14 protein-coding genes are annotated in these 15156 nt (G+C 71.9%); 6 read left to right on the top strand and 8 right to left on the bottom strand.

Annotated elements, in window-relative coordinates; all coding sequences use genetic code 11:
* Nucleotides 1-50 precede the first annotated feature (50 nt).
* Nucleotides 51-521 carry a MogA/MoaB family molybdenum cofactor biosynthesis protein gene (locus tag ABZ793_RS01850; protein WP_357450339.1) on the bottom strand — a complete coding sequence of 157 codons (471 nt, stop codon included), beginning with the start codon at nt 519-521 and terminating at the stop codon, nt 51-53.
* Entirely contained in the window at nt 518-1009 is a 492-nt protein-coding gene (gene moaC, locus ABZ793_RS01845) for a cyclic pyranopterin monophosphate synthase MoaC (RefSeq protein WP_357450336.1), read from the bottom strand. The genes ABZ793_RS01850 and moaC overlap by 4 nt, the downstream gene beginning before the upstream one ends.
* Nucleotides 1010-2034: 1025 nt before the next feature.
* On the opposite strand from moaC, the gene ABZ793_RS01840 reads away from it, so the two are divergent.
* The 4 genes from ABZ793_RS01840 (at nt 2035) to ABZ793_RS01825 (ending at nt 7011) form a co-directional block, all read left to right on the top strand.
* Nucleotides 2035-4551 carry a bifunctional diguanylate cyclase/phosphodiesterase gene (locus ABZ793_RS01840; RefSeq protein ID WP_357450333.1) on the top strand — a complete coding sequence of 839 codons (2517 nt, stop codon included), beginning with the start codon at nt 2035-2037 and terminating at the stop codon, nt 4549-4551.
* A gap of 71 nt (nt 4552-4622) precedes the next feature.
* Complete coding sequence (locus ABZ793_RS01835; protein ID WP_357450330.1) at nt 4623-5924, top strand: glycosyltransferase family 87 protein; 1302 nt, start codon at nt 4623-4625, stop codon at nt 5922-5924.
* 9 nt (nt 5925-5933) lie between these two features.
* Nucleotides 5934-6569, top strand: coding sequence for a phosphoribosyltransferase family protein (locus ABZ793_RS01830; protein ID WP_357450327.1), 636 nt, complete (start codon nt 5934-5936; stop codon nt 6567-6569).
* A gap of 22 nt (nt 6570-6591) precedes the next feature.
* Nucleotides 6592-7011, top strand: a complete 420-nt coding sequence (locus ABZ793_RS01825) for a zf-TFIIB domain-containing protein (RefSeq protein WP_357450324.1) — start codon at nt 6592-6594, stop codon at nt 7009-7011.
* A 67-nt stretch (nt 7012-7078) separates the two neighbouring features.
* On the opposite strand, the gene ABZ793_RS01820 is transcribed toward ABZ793_RS01825, so the two are convergent.
* Nucleotides 7079-7213, bottom strand: coding sequence for a hypothetical protein (locus ABZ793_RS01820; protein ID WP_357450321.1), 135 nt, complete (start codon nt 7211-7213; stop codon nt 7079-7081).
* Nucleotides 7214-7216: 3 nt separating this feature from the next.
* Between ABZ793_RS01820 and ABZ793_RS01815 the strand changes: the two genes are divergently transcribed.
* Nucleotides 7217-7897, top strand: coding sequence for a maleylpyruvate isomerase N-terminal domain-containing protein (locus ABZ793_RS01815; RefSeq protein ID WP_357450318.1), 681 nt, complete (start codon nt 7217-7219; stop codon nt 7895-7897).
* 15 nt (nt 7898-7912) lie between these two features.
* On the opposite strand, the gene ABZ793_RS01810 is transcribed toward ABZ793_RS01815, so the two are convergent.
* Nucleotides 7913-11998: a replicative DNA helicase gene (locus ABZ793_RS01810; RefSeq protein ID WP_357450633.1), complete on the bottom strand. Its 4086-nt coding sequence runs from the start codon at nt 11996-11998 to the stop codon at nt 7913-7915.
* Between the two features lie 917 nt (nt 11999-12915).
* On the opposite strand from ABZ793_RS01810, the gene ABZ793_RS01805 reads away from it, so the two are divergent.
* Entirely contained in the window at nt 12916-13206 is a 291-nt protein-coding gene (locus ABZ793_RS01805; RefSeq protein ID WP_357450315.1) for a hypothetical protein, read from the top strand.
* Between the two features lie 90 nt (nt 13207-13296).
* On the opposite strand, the gene rplI is transcribed toward ABZ793_RS01805, so the two are convergent.
* The 4 genes from rplI to rpsF form a co-directional block, all read right to left on the bottom strand.
* Nucleotides 13297-13743, bottom strand: a complete 447-nt coding sequence (gene rplI, locus ABZ793_RS01800; protein WP_357450312.1) for a 50S ribosomal protein L9 — start codon at nt 13741-13743, stop codon at nt 13297-13299.
* A 14-nt stretch (nt 13744-13757) separates the two neighbouring features.
* Nucleotides 13758-13997 carry a 30S ribosomal protein S18 gene (gene rpsR, locus ABZ793_RS01795; protein WP_007073789.1) on the bottom strand — a complete coding sequence of 80 codons (240 nt, stop codon included), beginning with the start codon at nt 13995-13997 and terminating at the stop codon, nt 13758-13760.
* A 41-nt stretch (nt 13998-14038) separates the two neighbouring features.
* The gene (locus tag ABZ793_RS01790) at nt 14039-14566 is read right to left on the bottom strand and encodes a single-stranded DNA-binding protein (RefSeq protein ID WP_176731587.1); all 528 of its coding nucleotides are present in this window, start codon (nt 14564-14566) and stop codon (nt 14039-14041) included.
* 79 nt (nt 14567-14645) lie between these two features.
* Nucleotides 14646-14936, bottom strand: coding sequence for a 30S ribosomal protein S6 (rpsF, locus tag ABZ793_RS01785; RefSeq protein WP_076468436.1), 291 nt, complete (start codon nt 14934-14936; stop codon nt 14646-14648).
* Nucleotides 14937-15156 lie beyond the last annotated feature (220 nt).

Raw genomic sequence — 15156 nt, 5'->3', positions numbered from 1 at the left:
CACGCCCGGCGCGTGGCCGAACGGGCGGCCGGGATCGACGTGGCGGGGCGTCAGTGGTCGCCGCCGCGGAGCTGGTCGACGGCGTGGGCGAGGATCGGCCCGAGCACGGCCAGACCGTCCCGGGCCCCGCCGGTGGAGCCGGGCAGGTTGACCACCAGCATCCGGCCGGCCACGCCGGCGAGCCCGCGGGAGAGCGCGGCGGCGGGTACCTTGTCGCGGCTGTGCGCCCGGATCGCCTCGGCGATGCCGGGGACCTCGTAGTCGAGCAGCGCCTGGGTCACGTCGGGGGTGCGGTCGGCCGGGTTGATCCCGGTGCCGCCGCTGGTCAGCACGACGTCGACCCCGTCGGCCAGGGCGGCGCGCAGCGCCTCGCCCACCGGCTCGCCGTCGGGCACCACCACCGGGTCGTCCACCTCGCAACCCAGCTCGCGCAGCCCGGCCACGAGCAGCGGCCCGCTGGTGTCGGCGTACACCCCCGCGGCGGCCCGGTTGGACGCCACGACCACCCGCGCCCGGATCACGGCCGGTCCTCCGGACGGACCCACTCGCCGGTCTTGCCGCCCTCCTTGCGCAGCACCCGGACGGCGTCGACGCTCGCCGCCGGGTCGACCGCCTTGACCATGTCGACCAGCGCCAGCCCGGCGACGGCCACCGCGGTCAGCGCCTCCATCTCCACCCCGGTGCGGTCCGCCGTCCGCACCGTGGCGGTGATCTCGACGGTGTCGCGGGTCAGCGTCAGGTCGACCGTGACGCCGTGCAGGGCGATGGGGTGGCAGAGCGGGATCAGGTCCGGGGTCCGCTTCGCGCCCATGATGCCGGCGAGCCGGCCGACCGCCAGCGCGTCGCCCTTGGGCAGCCCGTCGCGGCGCAGCAGCTCGACCACCTCCGCGGTGGTGCGGAGCCGGCCGGCGGCGACGGCCAGGCGGCCGGTGACCGCCTTGGCGGAGACGTCGACCATGCGGGCCGCGCCGGCCGGATCGACGTGGGTGAGCTGCGCGGGATCGGTCACGGCCGCGAGCCTATCCGTCGTACGACGCCATTGCCGGCTGCACCCCGAGCGCGCCGGTCACCCGACCTCGCGCCGGCGTCCACCGCTCGCCGCGCCGGCGTGCCGTCGCGGGGTCGTGCGGCCGTCGACGCCGCCCGCGCGCCGCTCGTCTCCCACCTGCCCGCCGTCACGGTCGCCGGGGGAACCCGACGGCGAGCGCCTCGGCGGTGGCGGATTCCGCCCTCTCGCCGGCACGGACGAGGGTGACAGCCAGGTCGCTCGGCGCGCCACATTCCGCGTGGCTCCCGCCCGATTCGGCCGCCAATTCGAGCACCAATGCGTGTTGCCGGCACACCTCGTCCGGCAGATCCGATAGGCGATGCCGGGGGCGTTCGCGGCTCGGTATCGCCACGGCGGCAGCCGGTGCGTGCGTACCGCACGCAACTCGTTGACCAGTTCTTCGGTGGTGACGAACCGTCCCGGGTGCGCGGCCACCAAGGTGAGAACCGCGCGCTATTTCCGCACCGGCGGATTGAAATGATCACCCGGAGCCGGGCGGACAAGGTCTCCGCACGTTCGGCGATTCACCGCCACGGCACGCCAGGGTGACGCGACCGCAACGCGCGGTCCACAAGGTGATTGACAGTTGCGGTCCAACCGAAGCGCGGATGATGTCGGCGATCCCGCGGTTCCACACTTGCCGGGAGAGACTCCTTTCCCTGCTGTCATCATCAGAAGTCAACGGCACCGCCCCTCGTACACGACGCCTACGCGCTCCGCTCAGGAACGATGGACAGACCGTGACAAGGGGTCCCAGGCTTGGCTAATGTTGCGCATACCGACATTTATTGCTGCAAACCATTCGTCATTTCTCCTACGCTCCCGTCACGACGGCTGATCCCCAGGGACGCGGCCTCAAGCCGGGACGGAGCGAAAGGAGCGCGTCATGCGCGGCAGCGACTGGCACTGACTTTTGATGACACAGAGCGGTAGGCTCCCGTCGTCAACATGTAACTGTCGGCGACGACAGGAGCCTCATGGCCGGGATGACGCCAGGAAACGCGAGCAGAACAGATCGGCAACTGCTGTCGCTCGTCGGCCTGGTGGTCGCGTTGGCGGTCGCACCCACCCTCGTCGCACTCGTGTCGCTGGTCGACGGTCCACCCCACTCCATCGGCGATGTGGCAACGATCGTCGCCCTGACCTGCATGACGGCCCTCGGGACGAGGGTGAAGGCTCCGATACGCATTCGGTCGACGACCCACGCCATCACGTGGATCGAAACGGCGATCGTGATCGGGCTCGCCGTCGCCCCGCCGGCGTGGGTCGTGCTCTCGACCGGGGCGGGCGTCGGCATCGCGTCCGTCACCATGGGCCTCCCGGCCATCAAGACCGCATTCGGCGTCGGCAAGAACATCCTGGTCGCCGCCGGGGCCGGCGCGGTGGCGCTGGCGCTGCAGTGGCGGTGGCCGCCGACGGACGTGGTCGAGCTCATCACGTCACTCGGCGCGGTCTATCTCGTGGCGGCACTGCTGGACGACCTCCTGGCGATTCCGGTGATCGCACTGGCGTCGGGCAACCGGGTCGGTCGCCAGTTCCTCAACAACCTGGATCTGCGCCTGGCCGGCTTCGGCGTACGCTTCGTCGTCGCGGTCTGCACGCTGCTCATCCTCAGAGCGGATCCTCGGCTGCTGCTCGCCGTCCCGCCCCTCGTCCTCAGCCTGCACCTCGCCTACTCGACCCGGGTGCGGGGGCGCGCCGAGCAGCAGGCGTGGCAGCGGCTCGCCCGCACCACCGACGCGCTCAACGTGGTCGACCTGGACAAGGTCCTCACCACGGCGGTCACCCAGGCCGCCGAGCTGTTCTCCGCCGACGAGGTGGAGGTCGAGCTGCGCGACGGCGGCCGGACCGTGCGCGGCGGAACGGGCGCCATCACGTACGACGGGCCGGCCGGCGAGCCCACCTCCGTCGACGGCACCGTGGTCCCGGCCACGCTGGAGGGGCACGACCGGACAGCCGACGTGGGCGTGCTGCGACTGCGTTTCCGCGGCCCCGTGCAGCTCTCCGAGCGGGAGCAGTACACGCTGCGCACCTTCGCCTCGGCGCTCTGCACCGCGGTCCGCAACGCCCAGGCGTACGCCGAGCTGGCCCGGGTCGCCGACGAACACGCGTACGCCGCCACGCACGACGCGCTGACCGGGCTGGCGAACCGCCGCCACCTGCTCGACCAGGGCACCGAGCACCTCAGCGCCCGGCACGCCGACGGGGTGACCGCGCTGGTGCTGATCGACCTCAACCACTTCAAGGAAGTCAACGACACCCTCGGGCACGCCGCCGGGGACCAGGTCCTCGTGCAGGTCGCCGAACGGTTGGGCGCCGCCGCCCAGGAGGGCGACCTGGTGGCCCGGCTGGGCGGCGACGAGTTCGCCGTACTCCTGCGGGGTCTGCCGGCCCCGGCGGTGGCCGCGCACCGCGCGGAGACCCTGCTCGCCGCGCTGCACGAGCCGTTCGACCTGGACGGCATGCGGATCAGCGTCGAGGCGAGCGGCGGGATCGCCGCCGCGCCCGCCACCGGCGGCATGCCGGAGCTGCTGCGCCGCGCGGACGTGGCGATGTACCAGGCGAAGCGGGCCGGGCAGCGCACCTCGACGTACGCCCCGACCCGGGACACCGCCGACCTCGGCCGGCTGACCCTCGGCGGGGAGCTGCCCCGCGCCGTCGCCGACCACGAGTTCACCGTCAACTTCCAGCCCATCGTCGACCTGGGCTCCGGCCTGGTCACCGGCGCGGAGGCGCTGGCCCGCTGGCGTCACCCCGTCCACGGGGTGATCGACCCGCTGCGCTTCCTGGAGGCGGTGGAACGGTCCGGGCTGCTGCCGGCCTTCGCCGAGGCGATCCTCGACGAGGCGCTGCTCGCGGCGAGCGCCTGGCGGGAGGCCGGCTTCGACGTGCCGGTCGCGGTCAACGTGTCGCCGCGCAGCCTGCTCGACGCCCGCTTCCCCGGCTCGGTGCTGGCCCGGCTGCGGGCCCACGACCTGCCCCCCGACCGGCTGGTGCTGGAGTTGACGGAGACGCTCACGCTCAGCCAGCTCGACGTGGTGGACCGGGTGCTCAGCCGGCTGCGGGACGAGGGAGTGCGGCTGGCGCTGGACGACTTCGGCACCGGTTACTCCTCCCTTTCCCTGCTCTCCCGGATCCCGGTGCACGAGCTGAAGATCGACCGCAGCTTCGTGACCGCCATGGAGGGCTCCGCCGAGGCCGCCGCCGTCATCCGCTCCACCCTCGACCTGGGCCGCAGCCTCGGCCTCGACGTGGTGGCGGAGGGGGTGGAGAGCGAGCCGCAGCGCCGGGCGCTCTGGGAGCTGGGCTGCACCGCCGGGCAGGGCCACCTCTTCGCCCGGCCGATGCCCGCCGGCACGCTCCTCGCCGCGTTCCGGCGGGGCTCCGGGGGCAGTCCAGGCGCTCTCGCGCCGCCGCTGCACGACGCCGGCGCGGTCATCCGTCTCGCCCCCGGCCGCCGGCAGGGCGGGCGCGGGCGCGCCGACCGCCACCTGCCGGCCTGAACCGGGAACGGCCGTCAGCCCCCCGTCGACGCGTGGCGGTGGCGTCAGCCCGGTCTGCCAGACTGGCGCGCGTGACCGCCGCCCCGACCAACCGCCGCGGCTGGCGGGCCCTCGACGCCGCCGCCGGTGGCCTCGCCCTCGACCTCGGCCTGTACGCCGTGTCGTCGGCGTTCGCCGCGACCACCGCCGCCACGTCCACACTCGTCCCGCACCGGGCCTGGGGCGGCGTCGCCGCCGCCGGGTACCTCCTCGCCGCCCTCGCGGCGACCGCCCAACTCGTGCTGCGCCGGCGCGACCCGCGGTCGCCGCTGGCCGGCCTGCCGGCCCGCTGGGCGGTCACCGGTTTCGCCTGGTTCACCACCGCCCTGCTGCCGCTGGCCTGGCAGAGCGTCGAACGGGCCGGCGGGCGCGGCGACCGGGCACAGGAGGAGGTGCTGGTCGTCGAGGAGTCCGGCAGGCGGCTGGTCGACACCGGCACGCCGTACCTCGGGCACGACGCGATCGCCGCCCTGCCGCCCGGCGAGCAGTTGCTCGGCTACACCCCGTACCAGCCCGGGATGGCCCTGTTCGGGCTGCCCAGGGCGGTCCTCGACGCCTGGTGGACCGACGCCCGCGTCTGGTTCGCGGTCGGCACCGCACTGGCGCTGGCCCTGGCGGTCCGCGCCCTGACGCGCGTCGAGCGTCCCGCCGGCCACCACGCGGCCGGCGCCGCCGTACTCCGGGGCGTACAGGCCGCCACCGTGCTGCCGGTCTGCGCGCTCACCCTCGCCACCGGCGGCGACGACCTGCCCGTCCTCGCGCTCTGCCTGCTCGCGCTGGCCCTCGCGGCCGCCGGACGACCCGGCCGGGCCGGCATCGCCGTCGGTCTGGCCGGGGCGCTGAAGCTCTTCGCCTGGCCGGTCGCCCTCGTGCTGATCATCTGGGGGATGACCCGGCGGGCCGGCCTGCGGGTCGCGGCGGGAGCGGTCGGCCTGCCCGTCGCCGCGCTGCTCCCCGCCCTGCTCGTCGACCGCGACGCGCTGGTCGAGAACGTGCTCCGCTTCCCGCTCGGCCACGGCCTGGTGACCAGCCCGGCACAGTCGCCGTTCCCCGGCCACCTGATCGCCACCGCGCTGCCCGCCGGCCGCGCGGTCGCCGCCGCCCTGCTGCTCGCGGCCGGGCTGGCGATCGCCGTCCGGCTCACCCGCCGACCGCCCCGCACCGCCGTCGCCGTCGCGCTGACCTGCGGGTACGGGCTGCTGGCCGCGATCCTGCTGATGCCGTCGACCCGCTTCGGCTACCTGCTCTACCCACTCGCCCTCCTGGTCTGGGCCGCCGCACTGCGGCACCCCGGTTCGCCGAACTGGCGGGCGAAGGGCGGCGACACGGCGTAGACCTGAGGCATGACCACCACCTACCGCGACCGCGAAGAGGCGGGCCGGATGCTCGCCGACCGCCTCACCGCCCTGATCGGCGAACCGGACGTCATCGTGCTCGGGCTGGTGCGCGGCGGCGTGCCGGTGGCCCGGGTGGTCGCCGAGCGCCTCGGCGCGCCGCTGGACGTGCTGGTCGTCCGGAAGCTCGGCATGCCGTGGGCGCCCGAGGTCGCCTTCGGCGCGCTCGGCCCCGGCGGCGTGCAGGTGCTCAACGACGTCGTGGCCAGCCGGCTCGGCGCCGACGACATCGCCGAGGTGCGCCAGCGCGAGCAGGCCGAGCTGGAGCGGCGGGAGCAGCTCTACCGCGCCGGCCGGCCACCGCTCGACCTGTCCGGGCGCACCGCCGTCATCGTCGACGACGGCCTGGCCACCGGGGCCACCGCCCGCGCCGCCGTCCAGGTCGCCCGCCACCTCGGCGCCCGCCGGGTCGTGGTCGCCGTCCCGGTCGGCTCGCAGGAGGCGTACGAGATGCTGGCCGCCGAGGCCGACCAGGTCATCTGCGCGCAGCACCCACCGGATTTTATGGCGGTGAGCGCCTACTACGAGGACTTCCACGAGGTGCCCGACTCCGAAGTAACGGAAACGCTGACAGCAACCGCATGACCGGACCGGGTACGGTCGGAGAATGAGCCTGACCTGTCCCAAGTGCCACGGAGAAATGCGCCAGTACGAGCGCAGCGGCGTCGTCATCGACCAGTGCGGCGAGTGCCGGGGGATCTTCCTCGACCGCGGCGAGCTGGAGAAGCTGTTCGAGGCGGAGGCCAACTGGAATCGCCAGCAGGGCGCCCCGACGCCGCCGCAGCCCGCCCACCAGCCGGGCGGCTACCCCGGCCAGCAGCAGGGCGGTTACGCGCCTCCGCCGCCCCCGCCGCCCGCCCCCGCCCCGCACCAGCCGGGCTACGGCGCCGTCCCGCCGCCCCCGCCCCCGCCGGCCCACGGCTACCCGCCGGCCCCGGCGTACGGGCACGGCCACCAGCACCACGGCTACCACGGGCACTACAAGCGCAAGAAGCACAAGAGCTTCCTGGACGAGATGTTCGGCTGAGCCACTCCGTCGACCGGGTCGGTGCCTCGACCGGCCCGGTCACCCGTGGCCACGCCCGCACCGCCTCTCACGTCTCGCCGCGCCGCCACTCGCCGTGCCACTGCTCGCCGCGCCGCCACTCGCCGTGCCACTGCTCGCCGCGCCGCCACTCGCCGTGCCGCCGCTCGCCGTGCCGGCCGGCGACGGGCGTGCGACGCTGCACCCCATGACGCACCAGAGGCAGCACCTCGCGCTGGCGCAGGCGTACGACGCGATCAGCCGGGTCGTGGCCGACCTCGACGACGCCGACCTGCAACGGCCCACCCGGTGCCGGGGCTGGCTCGTCGCGGACCTGCTGTTCCACGTGCTCTGCGACGCCCAGCGGGCACTGGTCGCGCTGGCCAGCCCCGCCGAGGGTCCGCCCGACGTGGACGACGTGAGCTACTGGCGCGCCTTCCCGGCCGACGCGGACGGAGCCGCTGCCCGACATGCCTGGTGGGCACGCCGCTCCGCCGCCGCCTTCGACCGTCCGAGCGAGATCGTCCGGCTCTGGACCGACACGGCCCCCGCCGCCGTACGCGCTGCTGGCGCGGCAGACCCCGACGGCTGCGTCACCACGCAGGGGCACGTGCTGCGCGTGCCGGACCTGCTCGCCACCCTGACCACCGAGGCCGTCGTGCACCACCTGGACCTGGTCCTCGACCTGCCCGACGCGCCCCTGCCCGGGGTGCTCGCCACGCGGGTCGCCGTGGCTACGATGGACGGCCTGCTCAGCGACGACGCCGTCCGCCCGGCTGGATGGAGCGACGCGGAATACCTGCTCAAGGCGACCGGCCGGGTGCCACTCACCGACCGCGACCAGCTCGAACTCGGCGAGGTCGCCGGCTGGTTCCCGCTTCTGGGCTGACCCGCGCCGCTGCTCTCAGACGATGGCCATGTCGACGAAGCGCGACAGGTGCAGCTGGGCGGCCACCGTCACGGTGTCGGTCGGACCGTTCCGGTGCTTGGCGACGATAAAATCCGCCTCCCCGGCACGCGGCGATTCCTTGTCGTAGTAGTCGTCGCGGTGCAGCAGGATGACCACGTCGGCGTCTTGCTCGATCGAGTTATGAGTGGCGATGCCGTTGGCGATGAAGTTGTGAGTGCCGAGGACGGTCGCGTCGAAGACGTCGCGCGCACCGAGAGACTCGATCGACACGATCTCGTCCCAGAAGATGTCGTTCGTGGCGTGCAGGTCGAGATCGGCGGCGTCGAGCACCGAAGCGATCTCCGCAAGCCTAGATCGACTGGGCGCGTGCTTCCACAAGGCGCTGCCGCAGAACTGTGTTCCGATCGCCGCCGCGAATTCGCGATGGGTCATGCCGTTCTCCGCCAGGATCTCCCGGACCCGGCTCCACACCTCACGCGGCACCGTGTCGACGTTGGTGTTGCTCTCCATCGTCACGAGGGATGCGAGCAGGTCGGCGCAATTGCGTGCCCTGTCACCGTGGACGCCGATCTCCCGGAGGAACCGCAGCTGGTCATCCCTCCCGGAGACGTCGAGGGTGTACTGGGGTCGGTGACGTTCGACAGACACCGACCTGAGGCGGGCGGTGATGCCGTACCTCAGCAGCAGGCGGGAGATGTCCTCGAGCATCCGGCGGCTCGTGGACGAGAAGTAGACGCGGCCACCACGGCCGGATTTGTTCATGCTCACCGAGCCGTCCGTCGCCCACAGGTGCCGGAGGAAGAGGGTTATCTGCTCCTTCGGCATGCCGAAGACCGACGGCGGGATGAACTTCTCGTGCGACCGCAAGCCGAACAACCCTAGACCGTCCAACCACTCGGCGACCGGGTTACGCCGACCACGAGCGAGACGGTAGGGAGCCGGCAGCCGCAGGGTAGTGACCCTGGCCGCTTCGTACTCGTCACGGATGGCAGTGACGCCAAAGTGCTTGGCTGCTTCCGCCACGGCCTGCAGGTTGTGCTCATCGCAGCTCGCGTACCGAATCGGCTGACGGCGTACGAACGAGCCGTCGCCCAGGAGGTGCGCCAGCAGGACGACCTCGGCCTCCGCCCACGGTTGGATCGCGAGTGGAGGCGGTACGTGCCTGGGGGTGGCGAGACGCGTCCCCGGCGTCAGCTCCCCGAGCGGCACCCATCCCGCAAAAGTGAGGAAGGGATGGTTCGCCGTCGCGTCGATCTGCTTACCTGAAGCCAGCGTCATACGGAACACATCCCGATTGCCGCTCGGGAAGACATGCGTCATGGTCCGCGGGGTGTAGCGAAGGCTCTCGTCCAGCGCCCAGACCGGGATGTCCTTGGCCCCACCGGCGAGGAGTTCACCGAGCGTGACCTCAGAGTTGTTGTCGGCCCGGACCAACCGGGTTTCCGCCGTCAGGCAACCAGATTCACGCAGATCAGACAATTGGGGTCGCTTGTCGGTGCGCTGCTCCGGGCCACGGTTCAGCTGACTCACCGCGATCACCGGGCACTCGACCTCCTTGGCCAGCAGCTTCAGGCCACGGGACAGGTCCGCGACCTCCTGCTGCCGGCTCTCGGTGCGCTTCGGCGAGGTCATCAGCTGAAGGTAGTCGACGACGATCAGCTTGAGGTCGTGCCGCTGTTTGAGCCGCCGCGCCTTGGCCCGGATCTCCATCAGGTTCATGCTCGGCGTGTCGTCGACGAAGAGCGGCGCCTCGCTGATCTCGCCCATGCACCGGGCGAGCTTGGTCCAGTCGTCGTCGGAGAGCTGACCGCTGCGCAGGACGTGCAGCGGCACCCGCGCCTCGGCCGAGAGCAGCCGCATGACGATCTCGACCTTGCTCATTTCCAGCGAGAAGATCGCCGATGCCTGGTTGGCGCGGATGGCCGCGTTTCGGGCAAAGTCCATGCTCGCGGTGCTGTTGTGCGTCGGGATCATCGCCCGACCCGCGAGGTAGAGGTGCTCGGGGTTGTCCACCGTCACGCACCGAACCGGGACGCTCGGCACCGGTCGGACGTCCACGATGAAGCGGGAATTCGTCCGCACGTCCGAACTGGTACGACGCCTCGCAGCGTGAGCCGAGCGCTTCCGCTCCAACCGGAAGATTGGATCCGGGGTGGAGAAGTTCAGCGTGTACGCGATCGACGAATCGGGGCTGCGCCCGGGCACCGCCTTTTCCGTGACAGTGCAGCGGTAGCCCAGACTCACCACGAGCTCCCACACGTCCTCGGCGAGCCGCTTAGAGGTGGAGGTGTACTGGAGGTTACCGGCGGGAGCGACCGTGCCGTCGGTGTCCATCAGGCCCGCCAGCAACGCGCGGCGCTGGGGCTCGGAGGCCCGAAGGTACTCCTGCGGGATGTGCCTGTCCGTCGCCACCCCCAGCCGGCGGAGCAGCGCCAGAAACGAACCGTGCACGACCCTGCAGTCCGCGCAGCGCTTGACGGCAGGGTTCTCCCGAAGTGCCCGGGTGGACCGGCCGCAGTTGACACACGTCCGCTCGGTCGATGGCGTCGCCGCCGGCAGAGAGATGCTGTAGAGCATCGGGCCGCTGGGCCGCACCACGAATCCGTCCCGCTCGACAAGGTCCACCATCTCGTCGTCAGCGGTGGTGAACCGGCTGGTGCCGGTGTGCCCGTCACCGAGCCACACGCCCAGGGTGTAGGGCGGGATCAGCAGGTCGCGCTCCGGCAGTCGCAGGGGACCGCAGTTCTCGACGGCGTGGTTCAACCGCCGGTCGGCCGTGTCGGTACGCAACGTCGCCGCGATCTGGGCAGTGGTCACCACGCCGCCGTGCCGGACCCGGGCACCGGCATTGACGTGCCGCTCGGCCCGCTCGCGCAGCCCAGTCAGCAGTGGCCCTGCCGGGTACCCCGGTGCGCTCCAGTTCCGCGCCTTCCCCGCGCGCGTCACCAGCCGGCTTACCCGCCCCTCGGCGCCGACCTCCCGCGCGACGGCGTGCAGGACGTTGCGGAACTCAGGGCCGACCTGTTCCAGGGCCTGCGCCACGGTGACGAGGCGTCGGGATTCGGCACCGACCGTCGCCTGGGCGGCCCGCACCCTGGACAACGACGACTCCGGCCAGTACTGACGCGTTCGCTGCTCAGGCTGGCGTCGGCTCGCCCGGGTCGTGGTCTTCCATAGGTGCTCCGCGTCCGCGACGATCACTGTGCCGTCGGAAAATTCAACCTCGTAGCACGGCCGGTCGTACATCACCTCGAAGGCGGCGGTAACGGTGGTCGGGCTGCCATCGGCGGCCAGCAGGCGGTCGCCCACGGCGACCTCGCCCATCGTGGTCCATCCGTCCGGGGTTGGCAGCGGCGTGTCGAGGGCGAGCGCCTTACCCAAACCCGGCCGCCCGGCGACGATGATGAGCTGCCCGGCGTGCAGGCCGTTGAGCAGCCGGTCCAGGTCGGTGAAGCCGGTGGGGACGCCGGTCATCACGCCACCCTGGGCACCCACCGCCTCGATCTCGTCGAGCGTCGGCTGGAGCATGTCGGCGAGCACCGCGAAGTCCTCGCTGACGCGGCGCTCGGTGACGTCGTAGACCGCCTGCTGGGCGAGGTCGACGATGTCGTCGACGTCGCGGCTGCCGCCCTGCCCGGTGCCGTAGCCCAGCTGCACGATCTTGGTGCCGGCCTCCACCAGCCGCCGCAGGACCGCCCGCTCGCTGACGATCCGCGCGTAGTAGGCGGCGTTCGCGGCGGTCGGCACGCTGGCGATCAGCGTGTGCAGGTAGGGGGCGCCACCGATCCGGACGAGGTCGCCGGAGTCGGCCAGCGCCGCCGCCACGGTGATCGAGTCGGCCGGCTCGCCCCGACCGTAGATCTCCAGGATGGTGTCGAAGATGGTGGCGTGCACCGGCCGGTAGAAGTCGTTGGTCTTGAGGATCTCGACGACGTCGGCGATGGCGTCCTTGGAGAGCAGCATGCCGCCGAGGACGCACTGCTCGGCAGCGACGTCCTGAGGCGGGGTCTTGTCGAACTGACCGTCGCGCTGGGGCGGCGCGGACGCCTGGCCGCCGCCGGTGCGCTGGTCCGCCCGCATGTCGTCGGTGACCGACACGGGTCCCCCCTCCACTGCGTCGGATCCAAAGCCAGCTCTACCGCCGGGGTACGACAACCTCGACCTGCCGGTCGATCGGGGGTCATCGCACGGCCGGTCGGGGGCCCACCTTACGGAACCCGAGGTCAGCCCCTCAACCATGACGGTGGACGAGCCTCGGGACAACCTGTGGATGCCGGTGGACGACCATGTGCGCAGGGTGTGCACAGGCTGTGGACAACTGTTGGGGAATTCCCCCGGGCAAGCCGCTGAGCTGGGAAAACTCAATCCACACCCTGTGGAGGAGAAGTTTTCGGTCGAACTGCCCGGTCGAACGTCCCGGGCCCCTTCCAGCGAACGGCTACACCTGGACAGCGGATTGCGCCATCGGTGGGGAAGGGTGACGCTCCGGCCGTGAGTTACCGGGACTGGGGAGTCGGAGAGGATGATCCGCGCAAGCGACGGCACGCCGCCCCAGACGACGAGGACGACCTCGACCGCCGCCGGTCCGGTGGCGGCTGGCGGACCACGGAGACCACGAGCCGTTGGCGCCGGGTCAGCGAGACGACCTGGCGGGAGACCCCGGCGGGCGGCGCGGTCCCGGAGTCGGACCACACCGGGGAGTGGACGTTCGACCGACCGCAGGAGCGGGGCTACTCGGGGCGCCACCGGGCCGAGGACCGGGAGGCACGCGGATCGGCGACAACCTCCTACGCCTGACCGTCATGGCGCCGCGACGGCGGGCGTCCGAGCCGGTCGCCCCGTCGCGGGCGTCGACCTCGGCAGCCGTACGCCGTCGGGTCTAGGCCGCCGGGGCGGAAGCCCGGAGCCGCCGCGTCGAGGACGACCTGATCGACGCCGATCCGGGTGGGCCGTGGCGGCCGCTGCTCTACACCGCCGCCTGCTACGTGGTGGCGGCGGTGCTGATCTTCGCCTGGCTGTCGACCCTGGACGAGCAGGCGCCGGCGGGTTGCGTCACCGACATCAGCGGCGGGGGCTGCGACTCGCCGCGGGCGCGGGCGCTGGGTTCCCTGGCATCGGGCCTGCCGCGATTCGGGTTGGCGCTGGCCAGCAGGCTGGTCGTGACGCTGTTGCTGCACCGGGTCGGCACCACCTGGCGTTCGGCCACGGTGGCGCTGGCTGCGGCGGTGGTCGGCGGTGGCGTCTCGACGGTCATGATCAGCGCGGTCACCGGGCAGCCGATCGGCTGACGCGCCACTACCCGGCCGGGCCGGCTTGTCGGACGCGAACAGGGCCCGCACCGGTCGGTGCGGGCCCTGTCGTGGTGCTGTGGTGAGGCGTCAGCCCTGGACGACGTTGAGGTCGAACTTGGCGGTCACCTCGGGGTGCAGCTTGATCCGCACCGGGTAGGAGCCGGTCGACTTGATGTGACCGGGCAGCTCCAGCCGACGACGGTCGAGGGCCGGGCCGCCGGCGGCCTTGACGGCCTCGACGATCTCGGCCGGGGTGACCGACCCGAAGAGCCGACCACCGTCACCGGCACGGGCCTTCAGGTTGACCTTGAGGCCCTCGAGCTGGTCCTTGACCTCGTTGGCGTGGCCGAGGTCGCGGATCTCCCGGGCCGAGCGGGCCCGCTTGATGACCGTGACCTGCTTCTCCGCACCCTTGGTCCAGGCGATCGCGAAGCCCTGCGGCAGCAGGTAGTTACGGCCGTAGCCGTTCTTGACCTCGACGATGTCGCCCGGGGCACCGAGGCCGGACACCTCCTGAGTCAGGATGATCTTCATATCGGTGCCTCCTCTCAGCGGGCCGTGGCGGTGTACGGCAGGAGCGCCATCTCGCGGGCGTTCTTGACCGCACGGGCGATCTGCCGCTGCTGCTGCGAGGTCACGCCGGTCACCCGCCGAGCGCGGATCTTGCCGCGGTCGGAGATGAACTTGCGCAGCAGCGCGGTGTCCTTGTAATCGATGTAGGTGATCCCGTCCTTGTCGAGCGGGTTCACCTTCTTCTTCGGCTTGCGAAGTGCAGCGGCCTTGGCCATTGCTCGTGCTCCTGGTTTGCGATCGCGGGCGCTCGGCGCCATTAGAACGGGGGCTCCTCGTCGAAGTTTCCGCCACCCGAACCACCGCGCGAGGGTGCCGGAGCGGCCGAGGCCCAGGGGTCGTCGAAGTTGCCTCCGCCGCCCTGGCCACCACCGCCACCGAAGCCGCCGCCACCGCCGCCGGAGCGGGACATCTTCTGCACCTTCGCCGTGGCGTAGCGCAGCGACGGGCCGATCTCGTCGACCTCGAGCTCGATGACGGTGCGCTTCTCGCCCTCACGGGTCTCGTAGGACCGCTGACGCAGCCGGCCGGACACGATCACGCGGGCGCCGCGCTGAAGCGACTCCGCGACGTGCTCGGCGGCCTGCCGCCAGACGGTGCACGAGAGGAACAACGGCTCGCCGTCCTTCCACTCGCCGGACGCCTTGTCCATGAACCGGGGCGTCGAGGCGACCCGGAACTTGGCGACCGCAGCACCGGAAGGGGTGAACCGCAACTCGGGGTCATCGGTCAGGTTGCCGATGACCGTGATGGTGGTGTCTCCTGCCATGACCATCTCCTCGCGCACTCATCAGTTCTGCCGTACAGGCTCTCAGAGCCCTCTGACAGCACCGGTGAGGCTGGTCCGGGTGAACCGGGTTGAATGCTTAGCGCATCTCCGGCCGGATGACCTTGGTGCGCAGCACGGACTCGTTGAGCCGCAGCTGACGGTCCAGCTCGGCCACCGCCGCAGGCGTCGCCTGCAGGTCGATGACGGCGTAGATGCCCTCGGCCTTCTTGTTGATCTCGTACGCGAGGCGCCGGCGGCCCCACACGTCGGTCTTCTCCACCGAGCCACCCGCGGTCCGGATCACGTTCAGGTACGTGTCGAGCGACGGGGCGACGGTGCGCTCCTCGAGGCTGGGGTCGAGGATCACCATGATCTCGTAATGACGCAAGACGTGCTCACCTCCTGTGGGCTAAGCGGCCACGGTCCTTCCGTGGCAGGAGGTCGTGCGTCGTGGCCCACGCCGGTCCCGGGGGGACCCGGCCGGACGCGGACAACCGGACCAGGATACCCGGTCCGGACGATCATGCCCGGGGTGGTCGGTCCACCCCGCCCCGGGCAGAGGCGACGGGGGCCCGCCTCGACGTCACTGTCGATGCGAGCCCCCGTGC

The sequence above is a fragment of the Micromonospora sp. NPDC047465 genome, from assembly GCF_040643125.1.
Classification (GTDB): Bacteria; Actinomycetota; Actinomycetes; order Mycobacteriales; family Micromonosporaceae; genus Micromonospora.
The sequence above is the reverse complement of the archived record's forward strand: the minus strand, read 5'-3'. Positions and strand labels throughout refer to the sequence as shown.

Excerpts from the sequence above, each read along its gene's own strand:
- ABZ793_RS01840 (WP_357450333.1), top strand. The coding sequence starts at position 2,035 with ATGACGCCAGGAAACGCGAGCAGAACAGATCGGCAACTGCTGTCGCTC.
- ABZ793_RS01830 (WP_357450327.1), top strand. The coding sequence starts at position 5,934 with ATGACCACCACCTACCGCGACCGCGAAGAGGCGGGCCGGATGCTCGCC.
- ABZ793_RS01825 (WP_357450324.1), top strand. The coding sequence starts at position 6,592 with ATGAGCCTGACCTGTCCCAAGTGCCACGGAGAAATGCGCCAGTACGAG.
- ABZ793_RS01815 (WP_357450318.1), top strand. The coding sequence starts at position 7,217 with ATGACGCACCAGAGGCAGCACCTCGCGCTGGCGCAGGCGTACGACGCG.
- ABZ793_RS01810 (WP_357450633.1), bottom strand. The coding sequence starts at position 11,998 with ATGCGGGCGGACCAGCGCACCGGCGGCGGCCAGGCGTCCGCGCCGCCC.
- rplI (WP_357450312.1), bottom strand. The coding sequence starts at position 13,743 with ATGAAGATCATCCTGACTCAGGAGGTGTCCGGCCTCGGTGCCCCGGGC.
- rpsR (WP_007073789.1), bottom strand. The coding sequence starts at position 13,997 with ATGGCCAAGGCCGCTGCACTTCGCAAGCCGAAGAAGAAGGTGAACCCG.